The following is a 21,813-nucleotide window of genomic DNA, read 5'->3' as shown; positions in this document are numbered from 1 at the left end:
CCCTGTCGAACTCCCCGTCGTATCAGCCGATCCGCAGGCCACCCAGGACGGCGCGCGGCAGTCGCTCCACGGCGGGCGAGACCGTCTCGGCGATCTCGGCCGGCGCGGGCCGGTCGCCGGCATCCGGAGCGAGGCACGCCTCGATGACCTTGACGATCTCGGGCGGCGTACGTCTGGGGAGGGCGGCGGGGCGGGAGACGAGCTGCGGGTAGCGCTCGGTGCGGTCCGAGGCCGTCGGGTCGCCGTGGGCGAAGGGCCGTTCGCCGGTGACGGCGTGGAAGAGGGTCGCGCCGAGCGCCCAGACGTCGCTGGCCGGGCCGACCTCGCCGCGCTCGCCGGGGAGGCACTGCTCGGGCGCCATGTAGGCGTCGGTGCCGATCTCGTGGCGCAGCGCGGCAGCCGCGGCGACCGGCCTGGCCACGGATAGGTCGATGAGGCGCGCCGGCGAGCCCATGATCAGGTTGCTCGGCTTGATGTCGAGGTGCACCCACCCCGAGCGGCGCAGGTAGTGGAGCACCGAGGCCAGGTCGAGCGCGAGCGGCAGGTACTGCTGCTCCGGCAGGCGCCCATGGCGGCGGATCAGGGTCGAGAGCCGGGGGCCCTCGACGTGCTCCATCACGACGTACGGCCGCTCGCCGTCGAGGTCCTCGCGCAGACTGCGGACGAGGACAGGGTGCTTCAGGTTCGTCAGGGCGTCGGTCTCGCGTCGCAGCGCGTTGCGGCTGGTCTCGCTGTCGATCAGGTTCGGTCGCAGGACCTTGGCGACGACCGGACCGTAGGTGACCTCGTCGAAGGCCAGGAAGGCCTCGTACGACGAGCCGCCCCCGAGCAGCCGCATCGCGGTCAGCTCGGGGGTGATCGCGTCACCCTGGACGATGCCCCAGGTGTCGGTCATCTTCGACTCAGTCCTGGGTCCGGTCGTTGGTGTTGTCGTCGCGCGTGTTGTTCTTGGTGTTGTCATCCTTGGTCTGATCGTCGCGGGTGACCTTGTCGCGGGTGTTGTCCCGGGTGTTGTCCTTGGTCGCCCGGGTCACGCCGGTGCCGTTGGTCGCGGTGTCGTTGCCGGCGGCGTCGCGGGTGACGTCGTCGGCGTCGTTGTCGTCGTCATCGTCGACGGTGGTCACCTGGGTGTTGGACTTCTCCTCGCGCTTGGCATAGCCGTCGTCGTCGACAGCGGCAGCGCTCTGGTAGCCGAACACAGCGGCCGCGACCACGCCGACCAGGCCGGTCCCGAGGATCATCGGAAGCTTCTTCATCATTCGTCCCTTCAGGTTCTGCCCCGGGTGTTCCCGGCGCCATGCAAGAACCATCTCGACCCGCGGTGAGGTGATCGTGAGACGACCATGAGAGCTCTCTCATCCGCGAGCCGGTTCGGGTCCCGAGGCAGCTGGTGGTAGGAACGTCCCGTGCAACGCAGCGAGTGGCGCGAGATCGCGCTCAAGGTCGGGGTCCTGCTGCTGGTCGGCGTGCTGATCTCGGTGGCCGGCTACGGCTACTCCCGCTCACGCTTCCGCGAGCACGCCACCGAGCAGGCCGAGACGGCCGCCAGCCGGTTCGCCCGGACCACGAGCTGGACCACGGTCGAGGCGAAGCCGGAGCTGGTCGCGCAGTGGGCCCGGGCCTGCCCCGCGGTCCAGACCCCGCCGACCGAGAAGACCGCCGACGCCCGCGGCCACCTGGAGAAGGTACGCATCACCTCCACCGACCTCACCGAGACCGGTGCCACGGTGGAGCTGACCCCGGACGGCGGTCGGTCGGTGTTCACCCTCGTCGTCACCCGCTCCGGGGAGGGCAAGGACGAGGAGTGGCACGTCACCGAGGTGACCTGCGCAGCCGGCTGAGCGAGGCCCGTGTCAGATCCCCCACCGGTGGGTACCAGACCGGTATGGACACCGCTGGATTCACCAACTTGTTGAACCGCCCAGGTCCGTACGCCACCGTGCTGGCCGATGTCAGCCAGGACTCGGAGAACGCGGCCCACGCCAAGGAACTGCGCGTGCGTGCCGCGTGCGAGGCGCTCTCCGCCCAGGGTGCGCCACCCGAGGTCGTGGCACAGGTCTCGGAGCGGCTGGGGACGAACGTTCATCAGCCGGCTCCGCTGGCACACGTCGTCGTCGCGACGCCCGAGGGGATCGCCTACGACCAGGTGGCCGTCGCCGCGGTCCCGTCCCAGGTCGCGACCTGGGACGCGCTGCCCGACCTCGGCTCCTGGATCGCCGCCCGCGACGCCTCGACGCCCTTCGTCCTGGTTCTGGTCGACCACACCGGTGGCGAGATCTCCCTGTGGGACTCGGGCCTGCCGGAGCCGACCAGCACGAACACCGTCGACGGCGACGAGCTCGAGCACGTGCACAAGACCCAGGACAACGTCGGCTGGGCGGCCTACCGCATGCAGCAGACCACCGACAACGTCTGGCGCCACAACGCCGACAAGGTCGCCGCCGAGGTGACCAGGCTGATCCGCGACCACGGCCACGACCTAGTGCTCGTCGGCGGCGACCCGACCTCGGTGGGGCGGCTGCGCGCCGACCTCGCCGACCTGCCCGTCGAGGTGGTCGAGCTGGCCAGCGGGCAGCGTGCCGCGGACGGTGGCGACCAGGCTCGTGACGACGCCATCCGCAGCGCCCTGCTGGACCGGGTCGTACGCCGCCGCACGGCCCTTGTCCGCCGCCTCGAGGAGGCCTGGGGCCGAGGGGATCGTGCCGCGACCGGCGTGCGCGACGTCGCCGACGCGTTCGTCACCGGCCGCGTCGAGACGCTGCTGATCGACCCCGACGCGCTGGCCGGACACACGCTCGACCCGGCGGACCACCCCGGCCTCACCTTCGGCGAGGCTCCGGTCACCGGTCCGATCGAGGCCGGCGAGGCGCTCATCGCCGCCGCGGTGCTCACCGACGCGGAGGTGTGCGTCCTGCCCGCCAGCCTGCTGGGCGACGCCCCGGTCGCCGCGCTGCTGCGCTGGTCCTGACCCTGACCCTGATCCTGATCCTGATCCGGCGGCCGGCGCCGGGTCAGCGGTGCCAGGCCCGGATCTTGTCCGGCTCGGTGTCGGGAGACTCCGTGGCCGCCCAGACCTTGCGCCACTCGGCGATCTCCTCGCCGGCCGGGTCGGGCGTGCTGCGCTCGGCCGCGCGGCGCATCGAGGCGTACCAGTCGGTGGCGTCCTCGTCCAGCAGCCTCGACACCGCCGACCGGATCCGCGGCCCGAACTCGCGCACCGACTCGCCCTCGGCCGGGCGGAGCGGCTCCCCGAAGCGTACGGTCAGCTGACGGCGGCCCCCGGAGGTGTCCTTCCCGGGCCAGTTGACCCCGCGCGGCATGGCCGCGTAGGTGCCGCGGTGGGCGATCGGGACGACCGGGACGCCGTACTCGATGGCCAGGTAGGCGGCGCCGGACCGGAACCGGCCGACGGTGCCGTCCTTGGACCGGGTGCCCTCGGGGAAGACGACCAGCGACCAGCCCTCAGCGAGCACCTCCCCCGGCTGGGTCGAGAGCGCGCCGCCACGGCGGTCGATCGGCAGCGTGTTGAAGACCAGCGAGGAGCCCACCGCCCGCCACCAGGTGTCGAAGAAGTAGTCGGCCGCTGCCGCCACCGCGGTCTTGCGTCGCCAACTGTCCGGTAGCGACAGCAGGATCAGCGGCGTGTCCAGGTGGGAGGCGTGGTTGGCCACGAAGATCACCGGGCCCTCGAGCCGGTCGAGCACGTCGAGCCCCTCGACCTGGGTCTTCACCTGCGACCGGAACACCGCCTCGAGCCCGGCCTGCGCGACCTCCCGGACCGCTCGCGCGGCCGGCTTGCGCGACCACTCGTTGTCGAAGACCGTCGTCGTCGCCGGCGGCACGAACGGCTCCGCCGACCGCGGCACCTGCGCCCGGTGGCCCCAGCGCCAGCCCCGCTTCATCAGACGTACGTCGCGGACGGTGTCTTTCCAGAAACCGCTCATCGGACGTCCGCCAGCAGGTGCGGGGGGTTGCGCAGATAGGTGATCGACGGCGACGGCCCGACGGTCGAACTGGCCATCTCGAGCGCATCGCGCAAGGTGGTCGCCGACCGGAAGCCCATCCGGGCCGCGGCCTTGGGGTTCCCGCCGACCCAGATGACGTCGCCGAGGTGGTCGAGCGCGTGCGCGATCCAGTACCACATGTAGAACGGGTGGACCCCGTGGTAGGCATTCGAGGTGCGGTAGAGGTGGACGTACCAGGGGTCGGTGGCGAACTGCTCCTCGAACTTCGGCCCGATCAACGCGGGATCGGTGGTGTCGGCCAGCACCTCCTCGTAGAAGTCGACGTAGGAGGGGTGGGTCAGGGTGTTGAAGCCCTCGTCGAGCGGGTGGTAGAGGATCGCGACGCCGCCCTCGCGCACCACCGGCTGCCGCAGGTAGGAGTTGAAGTAGTAGCCCAGACCCATGCAGGCGGCCAGGATCGGGTTCATGGTCGAGTTGACGTTGTAGGGGCCGAGGTAGGGCACCCCCATCACCATCACGTCGGACTGACCCTCGACCTTGACCCGTTGCTGCTGGTGGACCCGCTGCACGGTCAGCTCGTGGACCGGCTCGACGGCTCCGGCGGTGATCCCGGTCAGCCCGTAGTTGGAGCGCAGGTCGTGGAACATCTTGTGGCGCATCTTCTGCGGCGCCACGGCCAGGCCTCGGCGCAGACCGAGCACGGTCGCCTGGTCGCGCAGCGACCACTCCCACTCGCGCTTGAGCAGCGTGTCGTAGGGCTTCCCGAAGACCTCGTTGTCGAGCGTCGTCTCGATCTGGAAGACCTTGACGTGCTCGCTGATCAGCCGGCCCATCCGCCAGGCCGACGAGTGCATCTCGGAGTGCTTGTGGTCCATGAAGGAGCGCGAGTGGACCATCGTCTTGGCGTTGTGGTGGTGCTTGATCGACTTGTACGACGCCAGCCCGATGCCGACCGACTTGTGGCCGCCGTCCATCGCGACGAGGTTGACGTTGACGTAGACGAGCAGGTCGGAGGTGGCCGCCCGCTTGTTGATCTCGACGTCCTCGCCCTTCTCGGTGACGCCCATGTGCTCGAGGTTGGAGCGGTCCTCGGCGTCGTGGTTGTAGAGCAGGCCCTGCGGCGCGAAGCTGCGGAAGACGCGCTCGCCGACGATGTGCTTCATCTCGGCGTCGGTCATCCGACGGTGCAGCGCGAGCGCGGCGATGATCTCGACGTCGTCGACGCCCTTCTCGGCCGCGATCGTGAGCACCTGCTCGATGATCCGGCCGCGGATGTCGGGGGCCTTCATCGTGGGCAGCGGCAGGGAGAGGTCGTCGAAGGCGATCGTCAGCCGCATCCCCGGGAACATCAGCTCGCGCAGCGGCTCGGAGTCGACCGGGCTCTCCAGGGCCTCCCGGATCGCCTCGTCCACGTCCGGAACCGTCGGCAGCGACTCGGGCGGGTAGACCACCCGGGTGCCCTGCGGGAACTCCTCCAGCCGGAACCCGAGCCCCTCGTGGACGAGCAGGGGCGGCGTACGGTCGTCGACCTCCAGAACGAATCCTGGGCGTGTCATCGATGACTCTCCTTCTATGACGGCTGTGTTCAACTGGTCCGGCGAGGATCGAACGCCACCTTGACGGTGCCGAGCCGACCGGCTGAGTGGGCATGGTCGAGGGCCTCGCGCCAGCGGTGGAGCGGGTAGGGCGCGACGGTCTTCGCGAGGCGGCACATGGCGTCGTGGCCGACCAGGTCGAGAGCGGTGGCGAAGTCGCCGGAGCCCCGCGAGGAGGCGTACGTCCCGACCACCTCGAGCTCCCGGAACCAGGCCGCGGACAGATCGGCGGAGGCGGGCATCCCGGAGAGCACCACGCGGCCGCCGGCGCGGGTCGCGTGCAGACACGTCTGCAGGGACTCCTTGGAGCCGACCGCGTCGATGGTCACGTCCACACCGCCGAGGAGGTAGGGCGCCGACAGCATCTCCGGCTCGAGCATGAAAGCGCTGGTCGCGCGTCTGATCCTGCGCAGGGTCTCCGACGGCGCGACCACCTCGGTGGCGCCGAACTCCATGGCCAGCTCGCGCTGGTGGGCGTGCTTGGCGACGACCAGGATCTCGCCGGCGTCGGTGAGCTCGCGCAGGGCCAGCGTGGCCAGCAGGCCGACCGAGCCGGCGCCCGAGACGAGCACCCGGTCCCCGGGCTTGATCGCGGCCCGTCGTGCCGTGTGGACAGCGCAGGCGACCGGCTCGGCGAGCAGCGCCTGCTCGTCGGAGTAGCCGTCCGGCACCACGTGGAGCTGGGAGCGGTGCACCGAGAGCTGCTGGGACCAGCCGCCGCCGGTGTCGTGGCAGAACCCGGTCTGCAGCCCGGCGGAGATGTCGCCGACGGTGATCCGGGAGCACCGGTTGGTCTCGCCCCGCGCGCACGCCTCGCACGCCTCCAGCCCGCGCGCGGCGCAGGTCAGGACCGGGTCGACGACCACGCGGGTGCCGGCCGCCAGGTCACCGCACGGGTCGAGCAGCTCGCCGACGATCTCGTGGCCGGGCACGAACGGCAGGCTGACCAGCGGCTGGAAGTAGAGGGAGGTCTTGCCCGACAGCATCCCCAGGTCGGACCCGCAGATGCCGGAGAGCGAGACCCGCAGCCGGGCCCACCCGTCGTGCTCGACCTTCGGCGGGTCGAGCGTCACCATCCGCAGCGGCGCCGCCGCACCGGTCAGCAGCAGCGGCATCCGTCCACCGGCGACCTTCCCCAGCGCCGTCTTGGCGACGCTGCGGTACATCTCGAGCGCGAGCATTCAGCCCCTCCTCATCGGTTCAGCCCGGCCGGGTCGAGCGTGCGGCTCGCATGCCCCGGGGACTCCCAGTCGACGATCGTCCAGTGCGATCTCTTGGCGTGCCGGAAGAGAGGTACGTCGGGCCGGACCGCAACCGGGTGACCGACCGCGGCCAGCAGCGGGAGGTCGGAGTGGGAGTCGGCGTAGGCGAAGCAGTCGGCCGGCGAGATGCCCTCGCGGCGGGACCACTCGCGGACGAACGCGCCGCGTGACTCCCCGACCAGCGGCGAGGCGGCCAGGTGGCCGGTGCAGTAGCCACGGTCGTCGACGGCCAGGTCGGCGGCCTCGATGTGGTCGAACAGCGGCAGCAGCGGCCTGGTCAGCGGCCGGATCGCGCCGGTGACCAGCACCGTCACGTGCCCCGCGGCGCGGTGCTCCCGGATCCGCCGGACCGCGTCCGGGGCCAGCCTCCCGAGGATGTGCGTGGTCAGGTGCTGGTCGACGATCTCGTCGAGCTCGGAGAGCCGCGCGCCGGCGTACTCCTTGTAGACCGTACGCAGCAGCGAGCTGCGCTCGGCCCGGTCCGCCCACACGTACTTGGGGACCTTGCCGGCCATCCGGGCGATCTCGGCGGCCTTCTTGGTGCCCGACAGCTCGCCGAGGCGCAGCCACAGGTAGGTCTCGATCACGTTGGAGGACATCAGGGTGCCGTCGAGGTCGAAGAAGGCAGCGACCCGCTTCTCGTCGGTGGGCGAGCCTGTCGAGATCCTCGGGAGCCGGCCGGGGACCGGCTTCTTCCGCAGCTTGCGCAGCTCGTCGAGCTCGCGGACCGGCTTGGTCACCGACGGCACATGGATGTCGTGGAGATACTCGTGCCAGTCGATCACGCCGGTGTCGAAGGCGAAGGTCTCCTGGTCGCCCGGCGACAGCGACCGATACAGGGCGAGCGTGTTGGCGTCGACGAAGCGGAGGTCGGCCTGGGCGTACTCCTTGTAGAGGTCCAGGTAGCGCCGCAGGAACTTCAGCCGCCGGCCCTGCCGGTCGAGGTCGCGCGCCCAGCCGCGGGTGCGGTCGCTGCGCGGGGCCAGCCCGAGCAGCGTGTCGGCGACCTTGTGCACCTTCTCCCCGGTCGCCATCATCCGCTCGACCGAGGCCCCGCCCGGGAAGGTCCACTCCGGCAGCCGCGCGGCACCGCGGTCGCCGGCCGCGAACGGCTGCTTCTCGAAGTAGGCGCGCACCGTCTCGTAGAGCATCCCGAACGTCACCGGGTTGCGGTCGCCGGAGGCGAGGTGGAAGTAGGCCGGCTCCCCGTGCTGCGGCGGGTGCGCCAGGCAGGCGACGATCGAGGCGACCACATGGTCGACGGGCACGATGTCGATGGCGGTGTCGGCGGCGGCCGGGAAGAGCGGCAGCTCGCCGCGCCCGTAGGCCAGGATCAGCGGCTCAGCCATCTTGAAGCCCTCGATCCAGCCCGGATGCGGACGGGAGACGGCCGACTCGATGATCGCCGGGCGGTAGATCGTGGCCCGGTGGCCGGCGGCTGCGTGGGCCTCCACGACCCGCTCCCCCAGCGCCTTGGTGAAGGTGTAGCAGTCGGTCCAGCCCAGCGAGCGCGCCCGCTCGGTGCCGAGACGTACGAGCTCCTCCTTCACCCACTTCTTGCGCGCCTCCTCGGCGGCAGCGGCGGCGGTCATCAGGCCGGCACGGCCGTGCTCGCGCTCGGCCTGCTTGCGCAGCTTGGAGATCACCTCGACGCTGCGCGAGCGCTCCTCGACGGCGGCGCGCTGCGCCAGGCCCCAGGCGAGCTCGGCGTCCACGTCGACGGCATGGTCGACCGGCCCCTCGGGGATGTGTCCCCGTCGCCGCCCGGACACGTATGCGGTCGAGACGTGCAGATAGTGGATGTCGCGCCCGGTCTCCTCGACCCGCTTGAGCAGCTCGCGCACGCCGACGACGTTGGTCACGAAGCCCTCGTCGACCGGCGGGTCGAAGGAGACGTCCCCCGCGGAGTGAACGACGGCGTCGAGATCGTCCGGCAGCGCGGGCGGGTCGGAGAGATCGCCCTCGACGACGTTCACCTCCGCGTCCGCGACCGCCTCGAAGATCGGCTTGGCCAGCAGCTTCGCGATCCGGTCGGCCCCTGGGGTCGATCCCTTCGGGCGCACGAGGACGCTGAGGCGTACGTCCGGCACCTCGGTCAGCAGCAGATGCAGCAGGGCCTCCCCGACGAACCCGGTCACGCCCGTGAGCAGGACGTGCTGTCCCGCGAGCCGTTCTCTGATCTCAGAGGTCACCCGGGTGATTCTGCCCAATCCAGCAAAGTCCGCACGTCAATTCTGTTCAAATCGGCACCCAACCTTTCGCCGGGCTCGATACGTGTAAGCCATCGGACGACCGATCTGGAGACCGATGTGCTGACTGACCTGCTCGAAGACCTCGCCCGCGAGGCGCCCACCGGCGGCGCTCCGGCTGGGCAGCTGTGGCGGCGTGGCCGTCGGATGGCGCGTACGCGGCGTGTCGGCACCGTCGCCATCGCCTCGATCGCCTGCTTGCTGCTCATCGTGCTGGGTTCGACCACCTGGCAACAGCGCGCCGACGTCGCGCCGGCGACGGACACCGGGTCGGGAACCTTCCTTCCCAGCCGCTTCCACGAGCCCAGCCCTCACCTCCCCGGCACGGACTCGGTGGGTCCGCCGGGTGTGCTCGTCGCGACGATCAGCGCACAGCGCAAGGGTTGGTTCGAGAGCGGTGAAGGACTGGTCGGCGTATCGGCCGACACCGGTGCGTACGCCTTCCTCGACCTGCCGCACGCCGCCACCCCCTATCTCAGCGGAGGCATGCCCTGCTGCGTACAGCGTTCTTCCTCACCGGCCATGCCGAGGACGCCGAGGACCTCGTTCAGGCCGCGCTCATCAAGGTGGTCCCGAAGTGGGGCAGGATCAAGGACAACCCCGAGGCGTACGTCCGCAAGGTCCTCGCCCGCGAAGCCACCACCCGATGGCGCACCCGTCGCTGGCGCGAGACCCTGGTCGACCGTCTTCCCGAACGTGCGGCCGCCGAGCCGAGCCTCAGCTCGAACCTCACTCTGCGCCATGCGCTCCTGCGGCTGCCGCCTCGACAGCGCGCCGTCATCGTCCTGCGCTACTACGACGACCTCACCGAGCGCGAGACCGCGGCCGCGCTCGGCGTCTCGGTCGGCACCGTCAAGTCCCAGTGCAGCGACGCGCTCGCCCGGCTCCGCGTCCTGATCCCCGATCTCGCCTCGCCCGACGGGTCCTCGGTTGCGGGCTTGCGAGGATGACCTGCAAAACTGACGGGACCCCGCAACCCCGAGGAGACGTACGTGTCGAGGAAGCTGCTGAGCGTCGCAGCCGTCCTCTCGGCGACCGCTCTCGCGGGCTGCGGGTCCGGGGAGCCCAGCAGCAGCAGTCCTGGCCCCAGCCCCTCCACCTCCGCCCCTGTCGAGGCTTCCGGGCCCTGTCTCTTCGAGCCCGCCCAGGTCGCTCGTGCCATCCCTGGGTCCTGGTCGCACACCGCCGACGAGGACGTCTGCACCTACACCAGCGACCGGGGCGCGATCTTCGTGACAACCTTGGTCGACACATCCGTCTCGGCTGGGCTCTCCGCCAGCCGGGAAGACTGCATCCCTTCTCCTCCGCCTGTTGAGGTCGGCGATCGGGCGTTCGTGTGCATCGAGTCGCACGACGACGGGGATCTCGTGGTCGGGAACGTTGCTGTCGGGAGTCGGTTGTGGTCGCTCGTCATCGTTCCTGACGAGGGTGTTCATGATGCTGAGCTCGGGGCCATGGGGCGGCTTGTCGAGATGGTCGCCGACTCGTAGCGGCTTCTCCGCTGGTCGAGGCCCGGCACGCCGGTGGTCGAGCTTGTCGAGACCACCCGTGAGGAAACCTCGGTTTAGCGACTGTTTCTTCGTTTCAGGGTTCGCCGCCGACCCTTGCTTTGAGTGTTTCTCGATCACGCGCCGCGTCAAGGACGGGCTTCGCCCGCCGCTTCGCGGTGGCCTGCGGCCATCCTTGACCCGGCACCCGATCGAGAAAGATTTCGCCTATATCGGGGCGGCGGCGAGGGTGTGGCGCAGCACTCACGTGACTTGTTCGCAGACTGCTTAACTGGCTTCTGACCAGCAAAAATAGGTGGCACTATGGTGCTCGATAGCATATAATAAGCACTATGTACGAGACCATCGACCGCCTCCTCGACGGGCCACCACCAGGTGCGCCCGAGGGTGAGCTGGTCGACTGGATAACTCGTCTCGAAGCAGTGAAGTGCCGCGCGGAGGCGGTCCAGGCGGAGGTCTCGGTACGTCTGGACGAGGCCGCGCGGGCACGACAAGCCGCCGCCGAGATTCCTGCCCGGAAACTCGGCGAAGGGGTCGCCTCCCAGGTCGCGCTGGCTCGGCGGGTCTCACCGGCCAAGGGTGCGAAGCTGCTGGGACTGGCGAAGTTCCTGATCGCGGAAATGCCGCACACCTTCGCTCTGATGAAGGCCGGGGTGTTCTCGCAGTGGCAGGCCACCATCCTGGCCCGCGAGACCGCCTGTTTGTCCCTGGAAGACCGTCTGGTCATCGACCACGAACTCTGTGCCACCGGGCCGAACGGTGAACCCGCCCGAGCGGTCTCGATGGGGCTACGGCAGCTCGAGAACGCCGCCAAGAAGCTCGCCATCACCCTCGACCAAGCCTCCGTGGTCGCCCGAGCCGCCAACGCCGAGAAAGACCGGCGCGTCAGCGTCCGGCCGGCACCCGACACGATGACCTGGCTCGGCGCACTCCTCCCGGTCAAGGACGGCGTCGCAGTGTTCGCCGCATTGGACCAGGCAGCCAACGCCGCACGCGCCGCCGGGGACGAACGCACCCGGGGTCAGGTCATGGCCGACACCCTCGTCGACCGCGTCACCGGCCGCGAGACCGGGGCGAAGCCCCGGATCGAGGTCAAGATCGTCATGACCGCCGACTCACTTGCTAACACCAGCGACCAGCCGGCGATGGTCGAGGGCTACGGGCCCGTCCCCGGCGCCTGGGCACGGGACGCACTGGCCGACGCCGAGGTGTTCGTCCGACGCCTGTTCACCGACCCCGCCGGGCACCTGGTCGCGATGGAATCCCGCTCCCGCAAAGCCCCGGACGGCCTGGCGGATCACCACCCGCGACGGCGGGATCTGTCGGACCGTCGGGTGTGATGCCCCCATCCGCAACATCGACCACATCGAGCGCCACGCGGACGGTGGCGAAACCAGTGCCCAGAACCTCCAAGGTCTCTGCGAACGCTGCAACCAGGCCAAGGAAGCGATCGGGTGGCAGGCCAGACCCGGACCCGACGGCAGCATCACCACCATCACCCCCACCGGGCACACCTACACCAGCCCACCACCCGACACTTGGCGGCCGGACCCACCACCCCTGTCCCGGGCAGAGCTCACGCTGCGCGACCTACTGCTCGATCACACCCTCGCGGCCTGACACCCCAGCCGTCCCAGGCTCTCGAGAACTTTCTTCGGATCAGTGCTTGACCCTGACGCTACGTCAGCCCTGCACGCTTCTTCCACAGCCCCAAACCAGCGGGCCGAAACCACCGAAGAAGGAACAGACATGAACAACATCCTCACCCGTCTCATCGGCGACAAGAAGGACTGGAAGCGCATGGAAGCCCGCGCCGCAGAACTCCCCGCCGACTACCGCACCGTCTACGCCGAGATGAAGAACTACATGTGGCGCTTCACCGCCGGCGACGGCATGGACATCGTCGAGATCCTGCGCGACGTCCTCGACCTCTTCGAGACCGAAGCCGCCGCCGGCCGCAGCGTCGTCGAGGTCACCGGACCCGACCTGGCCGCGTTCTGCGACGCCCGACTGCCCGAGCAGCAGGACGTCTACCGCGACAGGCTGCGGGCCAGCCTGAACGAGGTCGCGCAGAAGCTGTCGTGAGTCAGGGCAGGTCGAGGAAGGCGTACTGGGCGACCTTGTGCGGGAGCTGGACGACCGGGCCGCGCTTGAAGCCGTAGTCGTCGAGCCGGGCGAGAGACGCCTCGTTGGTGGCGTCCGGCTCGACGACGATGCGGCGAGCACCGGCCTTGACTATGACCTCCTCGATGAAGAAGTCCATGACGCCCTCGGTCCGGCCCTGGCGGGTGGGGGTGTCGGCCAGGAAGAGGTGGGCGCCGATGTCGCCGGGGCGGCGGTCGTAGAAGGTGCCGAGCTCGTCGACCTCGGGATCCCAGGTCTGGAACAGGGCGACCGGCTCGCCGCCGATCTCGACGATGTACGCCGCCAGGTGCGGTTGCTCCTGGAGCCAGGTGTAGATCTCCTCGATCTCCTCGCGCGGCTTCTCGACCATGCCCCAGAACTTGGCCCGGTCGTCGTGCAGCCAGCCGCACAGCAGGTCGATGTCGGCAGACGGCTCCAGGTCGCGAATGGTCAGGGCCGGGTCTGTCAGGGGCATGTCTTCTCCTCGGTGAGCAGGGACCAGTCGGTGACGACGCGTACCGCGCCTCCGCCGGCCCAGGCATCGTGCTGGTCGGAATGGTGGGGACTGGTCGGGTCGCCGCTGACACCCAGCGGTACGACCCAGCGGCTGTTGTCGCGGTCGGCGAGATCCCACGCGTAGCGGGCCACCGATCCACGGACGGTCACGGTGGTGCCCGGGATCCAGGCGTTGCAGCGGACCGTGTCGGTGTCGCCGGGCAGCGGGGTGGCGGGCGCGGACCGGGTGTGCGGGAGCTCGAACTGCTCCAGCGCATGCAGAGGCCAGAAGCGGTGATTCTCCGGCCATGGCGTCGGCTCACGGCCGGCCACGGCCCTCGCGGCCTCGCTGACCAGCTCGCGCATGTCCAGCCCGAAGGGCTTCTCGGCGGCCAGGATGACGTGCAGCGCACCGGCCACCCGGGCGGGGAGACTGAACCAGGGCGAATAGAGCGGCCCGTGCTCCGACGGCTCCCGTAGCGCCGCGAGCGCCGGTGCCGCGCAGATCCGGTCGACGACCTCGGCGCGCAGAGCGGCGTACCAGGCCGCGCCCGGCGATCCGTCCATCGCACCGTCCCACTCGTCCAGGGCCTGCGGCCACAGGTCGGCGGGCACCAGCGCCAGCAGCGGCCCACCGGCCATCTGGGTGGTGTCGGCGAGCACCGCCACCGCGTCCTCCGCGTCGAGCGGACCTGCGTCAGCGAGAAGCTCGCCGATCCGGTGCGCGCGGAAGGGCGGCGCGAAGCCGGTCGCGAGCACGTCGAACTCCGGCATGCACCGATCGTTGGCGGTCACCACGGCGCCGCCGGCAGGGGCCGTACGCCGCGGGAGCGGGTCGACCCAGCCGGTCCACTCCCCCGCCTCGTCACGGGTGGGCACCCGGCCGCCGACCGCGTGGACGACGTCGCCGGCCACGTCGGCGATCACCCAGTTGTTGGCCGGCTCGACCCAGTGCGCCACCGCGGCCTCCACGTCGGCGACCGAACGTGCGCGGAGCAGCGGCAGCAGGGCTCCGAAGCCGAGGTCGCCGAGCTCGTGGCCGGGCGTACGCAGCGCCTGACCCCACCCTTCCTCCGCATCATCGAGGACCACCGGCCCGCGCTCGGTCTCGAGGATCTCGACCGAGACCGGCTCCTGTTCGCGGACGAGCACCGTCTCCTCGCTCCGCCGCACCACGTCACCGCCCGGGCGCAGATCGACACGGTAGAGATCCTGGTAGTCACCCATCGCGTTGGTGATTCCCCACGCAACGGACCCGGCGTGCGCGAAGTGCTGCACACCGGGAACACCGGGGAAGGTCATCCCGACCACGTCGAAGGGGTCGTCGGGATCGGTGCACGCCAGCCGTACCTGGAGGTAGACGTTGGGCGCCTCGAAGACCCGGTGCGGGTCACCGGCCACCAGCGGCAGGCCGGAGCGGGTGCGGCCGCCACCGACGGCGTACGCGTTCGAGCCGCCGGACAAGCCTTCGGTGCGGAACAGCTCAGCCTCGGCACCGAGCACGCGTGCGGCCCGGGCCCCGAAGAGCTTCGAGGGGAACGAGCCGAAGAGGATCTGCTGGACCCAGAACACGGCGAGCGGCGTCCACGGCTGCCAGGTCCCGGGCGCCGGGCCGAGCCCGTCGGGCCCGTCGAGCTCGACGCAGGACGTCTCGGCGAGGCCGGTGCGGACCCCGTCGACGTACGCCGTCAGGAACTCCTGCGTCTCGACGTCGAGCCCGGCATAGGCAGAACGCGCGACGGCAGCGATCCGGGCACGGCGCGCGAAGGTGTCCCACTCCAGCCCGGCCGGGCCGAGCAGCTCGGCGGTGCGGCCCTCACCGCGCAGGCGCTCGATCTCGAGCTGCCAGGCGCGGTCCCGCGCGGTGGCCCGGCCCTGCAGCCGGGCCACCTCGGTCAGCGAGGCACCCCGCACGTGCGGGATGCCCCACTCGTCACGGAACAGCGTCATGCGACCGGACTGGCGACCGGGTCGGCGACCGGGTTGGCGAGCGTGCCCGCGAAGATGAGCGACTCGGCCTGGTCGGTGATGTCGACCATCTGCAGCGTGTTGCGCAGCTGCAGCCGGTTGAGGCACGAGTGGCGGAAGCGCGGGCGCAGGAAGTCGTAGCGCGCGACCGCGTCGGCCAGCTCGGGGTGGTCGGCGGCGTGGTCGACGATGCACGCCCGGGCCTCGGCCCAGAACTCGGTCTCCGGCAGCACCCCCTCATCATCGAGGATCGCGGCGACGTAGCGCAGCACCCCGTCGAAGATGTCGGTGTGGACCGCGAGCGCCTTGACGTCGTCAGGGAAGGAACCGCGGATCCGGGAGACCTCCTCGGGCAGCGGCAGGTCGCCCATCACCGCGACCTCCTCGCCGATGTCCTTCATGAACATCCGCACCGGGACGTGATCGCGCAGCACCATCACCAGGTTCTCGCCGTGCGGCATGAACGCCAGGTCGTACGCCAGCAGGCAGTGCACCAGCGGCCGCAGGTAGGCGTCGAGGTAGCTCCGCACCCACTCCCGGGCGGGAAGCCCGGAGGCGCGGACCAGCTCGGCGGCGTACGAGGCACCGGCCGCGTCGCGGTGCAGCAGCGCCGCCATCGTCGCGCACCGCTCCCCCTCGGCGAGCCGCGGCACCGGCGACTCGCGCCACAGCGCGGCGATCATCTTCCGGTAGGGCGAGGGGGTCGGCAGCTCGTGGAAGATGTCGCCGGTCCAGCCGATCGAGGCCAGCTCGCGCAGCACGCCGAAACCGCGCTCCTTCAGCTCCGCGTCGCCCTCGACCAGGTCGGCGACCCAGTCGTTGATGACCGGGGTCGCGGCCATGTAGGCCGGCGAGAGTCCGCGCATGAAGCCCATGTTCTGGATCGACAGCGCGGTCTTGACGTAGTGCCGCTCGGGCCGGCTGGTGTTGAAGTACGTCCGGATCGACTGCTGCGGACGGTGGACATCTTCCCCCGAGCCGACCAGCACGATCCGGCGCGCGGCGACGTCCGCGGCGAAGGTGACCGCCAGCTTGTGGCGCCACTGCCACGGATGGACGGGCAGGTAGCGGAACCCGTTCGGGTCGAGCCCGAGGCCGCGCAGCTTCGCCGCGAACCGGTCCAGGGTGGCCTCGCCGAGCTCGGCCGCGTAGAGGCGGTCCTCGTCCTCGCCGCGGCCCAGGGCCAGGTGGGACTGGTCCCGGGGGACGGCGACCCACAGCAGGCTGAGGTCGTTGCTCGTCTCCGGCGCCCAGCGGGCGTGGTCGTCGATGTCGAAGCCGATCCGGCCGTTGTTGGCGACGAAGGCCGGGTGACCCTCGCTCATCGCGCCTTCGACGCTCTGGTGGTCGGCGTCGACCAGGTCGGCGGCGGTCAGCGTCTGGTGCTCGAGCTTCCAGCAGGCCGAGGCGATCGTGGCCGCGAGCTCCTCGAGATAGGTGGGCAGCAGCTTGTCCGGGATGCCCAGGTCGGGCGCGAACTCGGCCACGAACGCCTGCGCGTCGACCACGTCCTCCACGTTCGAGCCGAACACGGTCCGCGCCTGGCCGGTGCGCCGCACGATCGAGTCCGGGTCCACGACCCAGTGGTCGAGCAGGAAGCGGCGCGCGGTGAACGAGTACGTCGAGGACGGCCCTTTCAGCTCCCAGCCGCCGTCGGTCTCGACCGGGGCGATCAGCCGCTCGTGGCTGAACTCCGCGATCGCCTTGGCGACCAGGTGCCGGTGAGCGACCCGAACGTTCTCCGGGCGCAGGTGGGCGGCTGCGTACATCTCCCGGGTGCAGACCGAGAGCATCGCGGTCTTCTCCCCGATGCTGATCTCGCGCAGCTCGACGAAGCCCGCCTCGGTGTTCTTGCGGCGGATCGGCTGGTTGCGTACGTCCGGCTCGACCACCACACGACGGACACCGGGGTCGGCGAAGCAGTGCCGCATGACCGCCCGGAAGACCCGGGTCGTGTAGCCCGAGACCGGCTCGCCGGAGGTGGGCGCGACCAGGACGTGCATGCCCAGGTCGCCCTGCTCCAGGTCGGGCACGTGCGTGATCCCGGCGAGCTCGCTCCGCGCGGGGTCGTAGGTCTCGACCAGGAACGCCGGCACGCCGTCGACCCGGCCGAGCCAGGCGTCGTGGTGCGGGTGGCCGGCGATGCGCTCGTACTCCGCGGCGACGTCCTCCAGCGTGGCGTCCAGCATCATCCAGTACGCCGAGCGCGGGTGGGTCACCCAGGAGTGCACGGTGCCGAGGTGAGCTTCGATCTCGAGCGGTTCGATCGTGATCCTCATCGGTTCTCCCTCTCTACGGTGGTCGAGCTTGTCGAGACCCCGGGCTGAAGCTTGAAGCGGTCGGGCACGCCGAACTCCTGGAAGGCGACCCGCTTCTCGACCGGGTAGGGCTCGCGGCCGAGGATGGCGGCGAGGATCACCGAGCTGCGGTAGGCGCCCATGCCGAGGTCGGGGGCGACGAAGCCGTGGGTGTGCTCCTCGCCGTTCTGCACCCAGATCTCGCGGTCGGCGGTGTCGACCGAGAAGGTCGGGCTGGCGGCGTAGCGACCCTGCTCGTCCAGGCGGATCCGGTCGCGGACCGGCTCCAGGAAGTCCGGGATGCCGGCCCGGTAGCCGGTAGCCAGGACCAGCGCCTCGGTCGACATCGCGTAGTCCTCCTCCTGCTCCACGTGGTGCAGCGCGAGGTGGTAGCCGTCCTCGGTGCGGGTCACGCCGCGCACCTCGGTGTTGGTCAGCAGCGTCGTCTCGGCCGCCTCGGTGACCGAGCGGGTGTAGAGCGCCTCGTGGATCGCGTCGATCGTGTCACCCGAGATGCCCTTGTAGAGGCTCTGCTGCGACTTCAGCAGCTGGTCGCGCTTCTCGGTCGGCAGCGACTGGAAGTAGGCAGAGTACTCCGGCGAGGTCAGCTCGAGGGTGAGCTTGGTGTACTCCATCGAGAAGAACCGCGGGCTGCGGGTCAACCAGACGAGCTGGTAGTCGTGGTCCGGCTGTGCGGTCAGCAGGTCGAGATAGACCTCGGCGGCCGACTGACCGCTGCCGACCACGGTGATGCTGCGCCGGGACACGAGCTCGTCCTTGCGGGCGAGGTACTCGGAGCTGTGCAGCGCCGGCCCCTCGGCCGCCACGGCCTCGGCCGCGCAGTCCGGGACGCGTGGGGTCGTCCCGGTCCCGAGCACCAGCCGTCGGGTTCGATGGGTCTGGGTTCGATTTCCCTGGCCGGAGGCGGTGGTGACGACGTACGTCTCGCCGTCGTGCTCCACGGAGGTGACGTGCTGCCCGAAGCGGACGGAGCCGAGCTGCGAGGCGACCCACTGGCAGTACTGGTTGTACTCACGCCGATGGGGCAGGAAGTTCTCGCGGATGTAGAACGGGTAGATCCGACCGGTCTGCTTGAGGAAGTTGAGGAAGCTGAACCGCGAGGTCGGGTCGGCCATCGTCACCAGGTCGGCGAGGAACGGCACCTGCAGGGTGGCCTCGTCGAGCATCATGCCCGGGTGCCAGTCGAACTGGTCACGGCCCTCGAGGAAGAGGCAGTCGAGCTCGTCGATCGGGTCGGCGAGGGCGGCCAGTCCGAGGTTGAACGGGCCGAGCCCGATGCCGATCAGGTCGTGGACGCCGGCTGATCTGTGGGGAGCGTTCATCGGGCGACCTCCGGGACGGCACGGCCCAGCGTACGGACCTGCTCGATGATGTCGAGTACGTCCTGCACGGAGGCCTTGGGGTTGAGCAGGGTGAGCTTGAGGAACTGCCGGCCGTCGACCTTGGTCGCGGCGACGACACCGCGACCGCCGTTCCACATCTCCGCGCGGATCCGTCGGTTGAGGTCGCCCAAGGCGTCCTCGTCCAGGTGCGGGTCGACGTAGCGGAAGACGACGGTGGAGAGCTGGGAGGGCGTGACGACCTCGATGTCGGACTGCAGGCTGAGGATGTCGTAGACCTCGCGGGCCAGGTCGATCACGGTCTCGAGGTAGGCGCCGATCTGATCGGCGCCCATCGTGCGCAGGGTCAGCCACAGCTTGAGCGCGTCGAAGCGGCGGGTGGTCTGCAGGGACTTGTCGACCTGGTTGGGGTTCTCCGACTCCCGCGGGTTGAGGTAGTCGGCGTACCAGGAGGCGTGCTGCATGGTCGCGAGGTCGCGGACCAGGAGGGCGCTCGAGGAGACCGGCTGGAACCAGGTCTTGTGGTAATCGATCGTGACCGAGTCGGACCGCTCGATGCCGTCGAGGAGGTGGCGGTACTTCGGCGAGGCGAGCAGCCCACCGCCGTACGCCGCGTCGACGTGGAACCAGACGTTGAAGTCCTGACAGGCGTCGGCGATGGCGTGGAGCGGGTCGATCACGCCGAAGTCGGTGGTGCCCGCGGTGGCGACGACCGCAGCAGGCACCAGGCCGTCGACGACGCACTCGTCGAGCGCCTCACGCAGCGCGGCGACGTCCATCCGGTGCTCGGCGTCGGTCGGGATCGCGATCGCGGCCGCGTCGCCCATGCCGAGCAGGCGGGCCGACTTGGCGATGGAGAAGTGGCTGTCCGCGGAGGTCAGGAAGCGCAGCCGGTCCAGCGGTACGCCGCGGCGCTCCGCCTCGCCGCGGGCCAGGAGCAGCGCCTGCAGGTTGGACTGGCTGCCGCCGCTGGTGAAGATGCCGTCGCGGGTCGCCTCCGGGTAACCGGCGCGGGCGGCGGTCCAGTCGATGAGGCGACGCTCCATGAACGTGCCGCCCACGGACTGGTCGAAGGTGTCCATCGAGGTGTTGACGGCCGCGATCAGCAGCTCCCCGACGAGGGAGGGGATGACGACCGGGCAGTTGAGGTGGGCGGCATAGGAGGGGTCGTGGAACCAGACCGCGTCCTGGAGCCACAGCTTGCTGACCTCGGCCAGCGCGGCGGCGCCGTCGACGAGGGGGTTGTCCAGGTCGACCTCGGCGACCGGTCCGGCAGCCTCCTCGGGCGAGATCCCGGTGGTGGGGCCCTCGAGGGTGGCGAGCTGGTCGACGAGCAGCCGGATTGCTTCGGTGATGCCGCTGGTGTACTCACGAGCATTGTCGGGGTGGAACAGATGCTCCAAGTGCGGTGCGCTCACTGGTCTCCTTCGACACGGGGGGATTAGGTTAGGCGAACCTAAGTGAGGCTACCCTAAACACATCCCCGCCAGACAGGTGGGCCAGAGAGAGGACGATCACACCCGTGCCGAACTCCCCCAGCCAGGCCACTCGCGTGCTCGCCGGCTTCGCGTTCGCCTCCCTCGGCAACGGCCTCACCCTGCCGTTCCTCTACGTCTACATGGCCCAGGTCCAGGACCTCGGCTCGTCGACCGCCGGCTGGATGTTCGCCTGGATGGGCGTGGTCGGCCTGCTCGCCGCCCCCGGCGTCGGAGCGCTCCTCGACCGCTTCGGACCTCGCGCGGTACTGCTGGGCGCGCTGGCCGTGGAGTCGATCTCGATCGGATCGCTCGGCTTCGTCGACGGCACCGTGCCCACGATGGCGGTGCTCGCCGGCGTGGTCGTGGGCGCCTCTCCGCTGTGGCCCGGCACCACGACCATGCTGGCCGCGATGGTCCCCGCCGCCGACCGCGAGCGCGCCTACGGGTTCGCCTTCCTGGGGCTGAACGCGGGCATCGGTCTGGGCGGCCTGGTCAGCGCGTTCCTGATCGACGTCGAGCGCCCGGAGACCTTCCAGACTCTCTACCTCTGCGACGCCGTCGCCTACCTCGCCTACGCCGCGGTGCTCGCCTTGCTGGTCCGCTCCCCCGCCCGTCCCACGCAGGACGACGCGGACAATGCGAGCGCCGGCTCCTGGGGCGAGGTGCTTCGGGACCGGCGGGCGGTGGCCCTGGTCGGCTGCGGCGTGCTCGCTGTGACCTTCGGCTACGGCCAGCTCGAGGCCGGCGCGACCGCCTACGCCGTGGACGTGGCCGACGTGCCGGCCACCGCCCTCGGCTGGGCCTTCGCCGCGAACGCCGCCGTGATCGTCTGCGGGCAGGTCGTCCTGCTGCGGCTCACGTCGGGGTGGCGGCGTACCACCGCATTGGCCTGCGCCGTGCTGACCTGGTCGCTCGCCTGGAGCGTGCTGGCGGCGGCGGACCTGATGCCCGTCGCCGGCGCGGTGGCCGCCGTCGTGATCGGCCTGGCGATCTTCGGTCTCGGCGAGACGCTGTGGGCGCCGATCGTGACCGGCCTGGCGAACACCATCGCCCCCGACCACCTGCGCGGCCGCTACAACGCCTCGCTCGGGCTCACCCTGACCCTCGGCCAGATCCTCGGACCCGCGCTGGCCGGCTCCCTCATCGGCAGCGGCCTCGGCCACCTGTGGGCGTTCGTCGTCATCGGCGGCACTCTCACCGCCGGCCTGGTGCTGACCCGGCTCCGCTTCCTGCTCACCGCGGCCGAGGACGGCGCCCAAGAGTCAGAGCCCATCCAGGAGCCGGCGGGCGCGGCCGCCGAGTAGGCGACCACGCCGGCCGCTCGTACGCGGGGTTACGCAGATCGGATCCATGCCCGAGCCGACGCACCATGTAGCCGGCATCGCCCGTGCTGTCGCCGCGGTTCAGCGATATCGCCCCGCTCGCCAGGCTTGACGACCGCTGGACGGAACGGAATCCGCCGAAATCGTCACAACCGAAGCCGAACGGCGACCGGCCAACGTACATTGGCG

Annotated in this window: 19 protein-coding genes; 8 read left to right on the top strand and 11 right to left on the bottom strand. The window is 70.4% G+C overall.

All coding sequences use genetic code 11. From position 1 onward, the window contains the following. Positions 1–22 precede the first annotated feature (22 nt). Together OG984_RS00355 and OG984_RS00350 are read right to left on the bottom strand one after the other, a co-directional pair. Positions 23–895: a serine/threonine-protein kinase gene (locus OG984_RS00355; RefSeq protein WP_328529700.1), complete on the bottom strand. Its 873-nt coding sequence runs from the start codon at positions 893–895 to the stop codon at positions 23–25. Positions 896–902: 7 nt separating this feature from the next. Further along, positions 903–1,256 (bottom strand): hypothetical protein, encoded by a 354-nt coding sequence (locus tag OG984_RS00350; protein ID WP_328529699.1) that lies wholly within the window; start codon positions 1,254–1,256, stop codon positions 903–905. Between the two features lie 150 nt (positions 1,257–1,406). Between OG984_RS00350 and OG984_RS00345 the strand changes: the two genes are divergently transcribed. Together OG984_RS00345 and OG984_RS00340 are read left to right on the top strand one after the other, a co-directional pair. Further along, positions 1,407–1,841, top strand: a complete 435-nt coding sequence (locus OG984_RS00345; protein ID WP_328529698.1) for a hypothetical protein — start codon at positions 1,407–1,409, stop codon at positions 1,839–1,841. A 44-nt stretch (positions 1,842–1,885) separates the two neighbouring features. Continuing rightward, on the top strand, positions 1,886–2,968 hold the full coding sequence (locus OG984_RS00340; RefSeq protein ID WP_328529697.1) for a baeRF2 domain-containing protein: 1,083 nt from the start codon (positions 1,886–1,888) through the stop codon (positions 2,966–2,968). Positions 2,969–3,011: 43 nt separating this feature from the next. Here OG984_RS00340 and OG984_RS00335 read toward each other — a convergent pair whose 3' ends face one another. The 4 genes from OG984_RS00335 to OG984_RS00320 are packed head-to-tail and all read right to left on the bottom strand — an operon-like array spanning position 3,012 to position 9,014. Continuing rightward, a complete protein-coding gene (locus tag OG984_RS00335) occupies positions 3,012–3,944 on the bottom strand; it encodes a lysophospholipid acyltransferase family protein (RefSeq protein ID WP_328529696.1) in 933 nt (310 codons plus the stop codon). Then, the gene (locus OG984_RS00330; protein WP_328529695.1) at positions 3,941–5,521 is read right to left on the bottom strand and encodes a lactate racemase domain-containing protein; all 1,581 of its coding nucleotides are present in this window, start codon (positions 5,519–5,521) and stop codon (positions 3,941–3,943) included. The genes OG984_RS00335 and OG984_RS00330 overlap by 4 nt, the downstream gene beginning before the upstream one ends. A 29-nt stretch (positions 5,522–5,550) precedes the next feature. After that, positions 5,551–6,741: a zinc-dependent alcohol dehydrogenase gene (locus tag OG984_RS00325; RefSeq protein ID WP_328529694.1), complete on the bottom strand. Its 1,191-nt coding sequence runs from the start codon at positions 6,739–6,741 to the stop codon at positions 5,551–5,553. 11 nt (positions 6,742–6,752) lie between these two features. Then, positions 6,753–9,014, bottom strand: coding sequence for an HAD-IB family hydrolase (locus tag OG984_RS00320; protein WP_328529693.1), 2,262 nt, complete (start codon positions 9,012–9,014; stop codon positions 6,753–6,755). 473 nt (positions 9,015–9,487) lie between these two features. Here OG984_RS00320 and OG984_RS00315 point away from each other — a divergent pair, with 473 nt between their 5' ends. The 5 genes from OG984_RS00315 (at position 9,488) to OG984_RS00300 (ending at position 12,664) form a co-directional block, all read left to right on the top strand. Then, positions 9,488–10,021, top strand: a complete 534-nt coding sequence (locus OG984_RS00315; protein ID WP_328532300.1) for a SigE family RNA polymerase sigma factor — start codon at positions 9,488–9,490, stop codon at positions 10,019–10,021. 42 nt (positions 10,022–10,063) lie between these two features. Beyond that, on the top strand, positions 10,064–10,561 hold the full coding sequence (locus tag OG984_RS00310; protein ID WP_328529692.1) for a hypothetical protein: 498 nt from the start codon (positions 10,064–10,066) through the stop codon (positions 10,559–10,561). Positions 10,562–10,911: 350 nt separating this feature from the next. After that, a complete protein-coding gene (locus OG984_RS00305; RefSeq protein ID WP_328529691.1) occupies positions 10,912–11,919 on the top strand; it encodes a DUF222 domain-containing protein in 1,008 nt (335 codons plus the stop codon). Continuing rightward, positions 11,876–12,199: an HNH endonuclease gene (locus OG984_RS29470; RefSeq protein ID WP_442940996.1), complete on the top strand. Its 324-nt coding sequence runs from the start codon at positions 11,876–11,878 to the stop codon at positions 12,197–12,199. Before OG984_RS00305 ends, OG984_RS29470 begins: the two co-directional genes overlap by 44 nt. Before the next feature lie 129 nt (positions 12,200–12,328). Beyond that, the gene (locus OG984_RS00300) at positions 12,329–12,664 is read left to right on the top strand and encodes a DUF1048 domain-containing protein (protein ID WP_328529690.1); all 336 of its coding nucleotides are present in this window, start codon (positions 12,329–12,331) and stop codon (positions 12,662–12,664) included. A 1-nt stretch (position 12,665) separates the two neighbouring features. On the opposite strand, the gene OG984_RS00295 is transcribed toward OG984_RS00300, so the two are convergent. Genes OG984_RS00295 through OG984_RS00275 form a run of 5 tightly spaced genes read right to left on the bottom strand, consistent with a single transcriptional unit; the run spans position 12,666 to position 20,242 of the window. Continuing rightward, positions 12,666–13,178, bottom strand: coding sequence for a GNAT family N-acetyltransferase (locus OG984_RS00295; protein ID WP_328529689.1), 513 nt, complete (start codon positions 13,176–13,178; stop codon positions 12,666–12,668). Continuing rightward, positions 13,169–15,148: a penicillin acylase family protein gene (locus OG984_RS00290; protein WP_328529688.1), complete on the bottom strand. Its 1,980-nt coding sequence runs from the start codon at positions 15,146–15,148 to the stop codon at positions 13,169–13,171. The genes OG984_RS00295 and OG984_RS00290 overlap by 10 nt, the downstream gene beginning before the upstream one ends. Beyond that, positions 15,145–17,445 (bottom strand): GNAT family N-acetyltransferase, encoded by a 2,301-nt coding sequence (locus OG984_RS00285; protein WP_328529687.1) that lies wholly within the window; start codon positions 17,443–17,445, stop codon positions 15,145–15,147. The genes OG984_RS00290 and OG984_RS00285 overlap by 4 nt, the downstream gene beginning before the upstream one ends. Continuing rightward, complete coding sequence (locus tag OG984_RS00280; RefSeq protein WP_328529686.1) at positions 17,442–18,806, bottom strand: lysine N(6)-hydroxylase/L-ornithine N(5)-oxygenase family protein; 1,365 nt, start codon at positions 18,804–18,806, stop codon at positions 17,442–17,444. The genes OG984_RS00285 and OG984_RS00280 overlap by 4 nt, the downstream gene beginning before the upstream one ends. After that, complete coding sequence (locus OG984_RS00275) at positions 18,803–20,242, bottom strand: pyridoxal phosphate-dependent decarboxylase family protein (protein ID WP_328529685.1); 1,440 nt, start codon at positions 20,240–20,242, stop codon at positions 18,803–18,805. The genes OG984_RS00280 and OG984_RS00275 overlap by 4 nt, the downstream gene beginning before the upstream one ends. A 104-nt stretch (positions 20,243–20,346) precedes the next feature. Between OG984_RS00275 and OG984_RS00270 the strand changes: the two genes are divergently transcribed. After that, the gene (locus OG984_RS00270; RefSeq protein WP_328529684.1) at positions 20,347–21,606 is read left to right on the top strand and encodes an MFS transporter; all 1,260 of its coding nucleotides are present in this window, start codon (positions 20,347–20,349) and stop codon (positions 21,604–21,606) included. The last annotated feature ends 207 nt before the right edge of the window (positions 21,607–21,813 follow it).

Origin of the sequence: Nocardioides sp. NBC_00368 (genome assembly GCF_036090055.1) — a bacterium.
Lineage (GTDB): Bacteria > Actinomycetota > Actinomycetes > Propionibacteriales > Nocardioidaceae > Nocardioides.
This window is presented reverse-complemented; position numbering and strand designations above follow the sequence as displayed.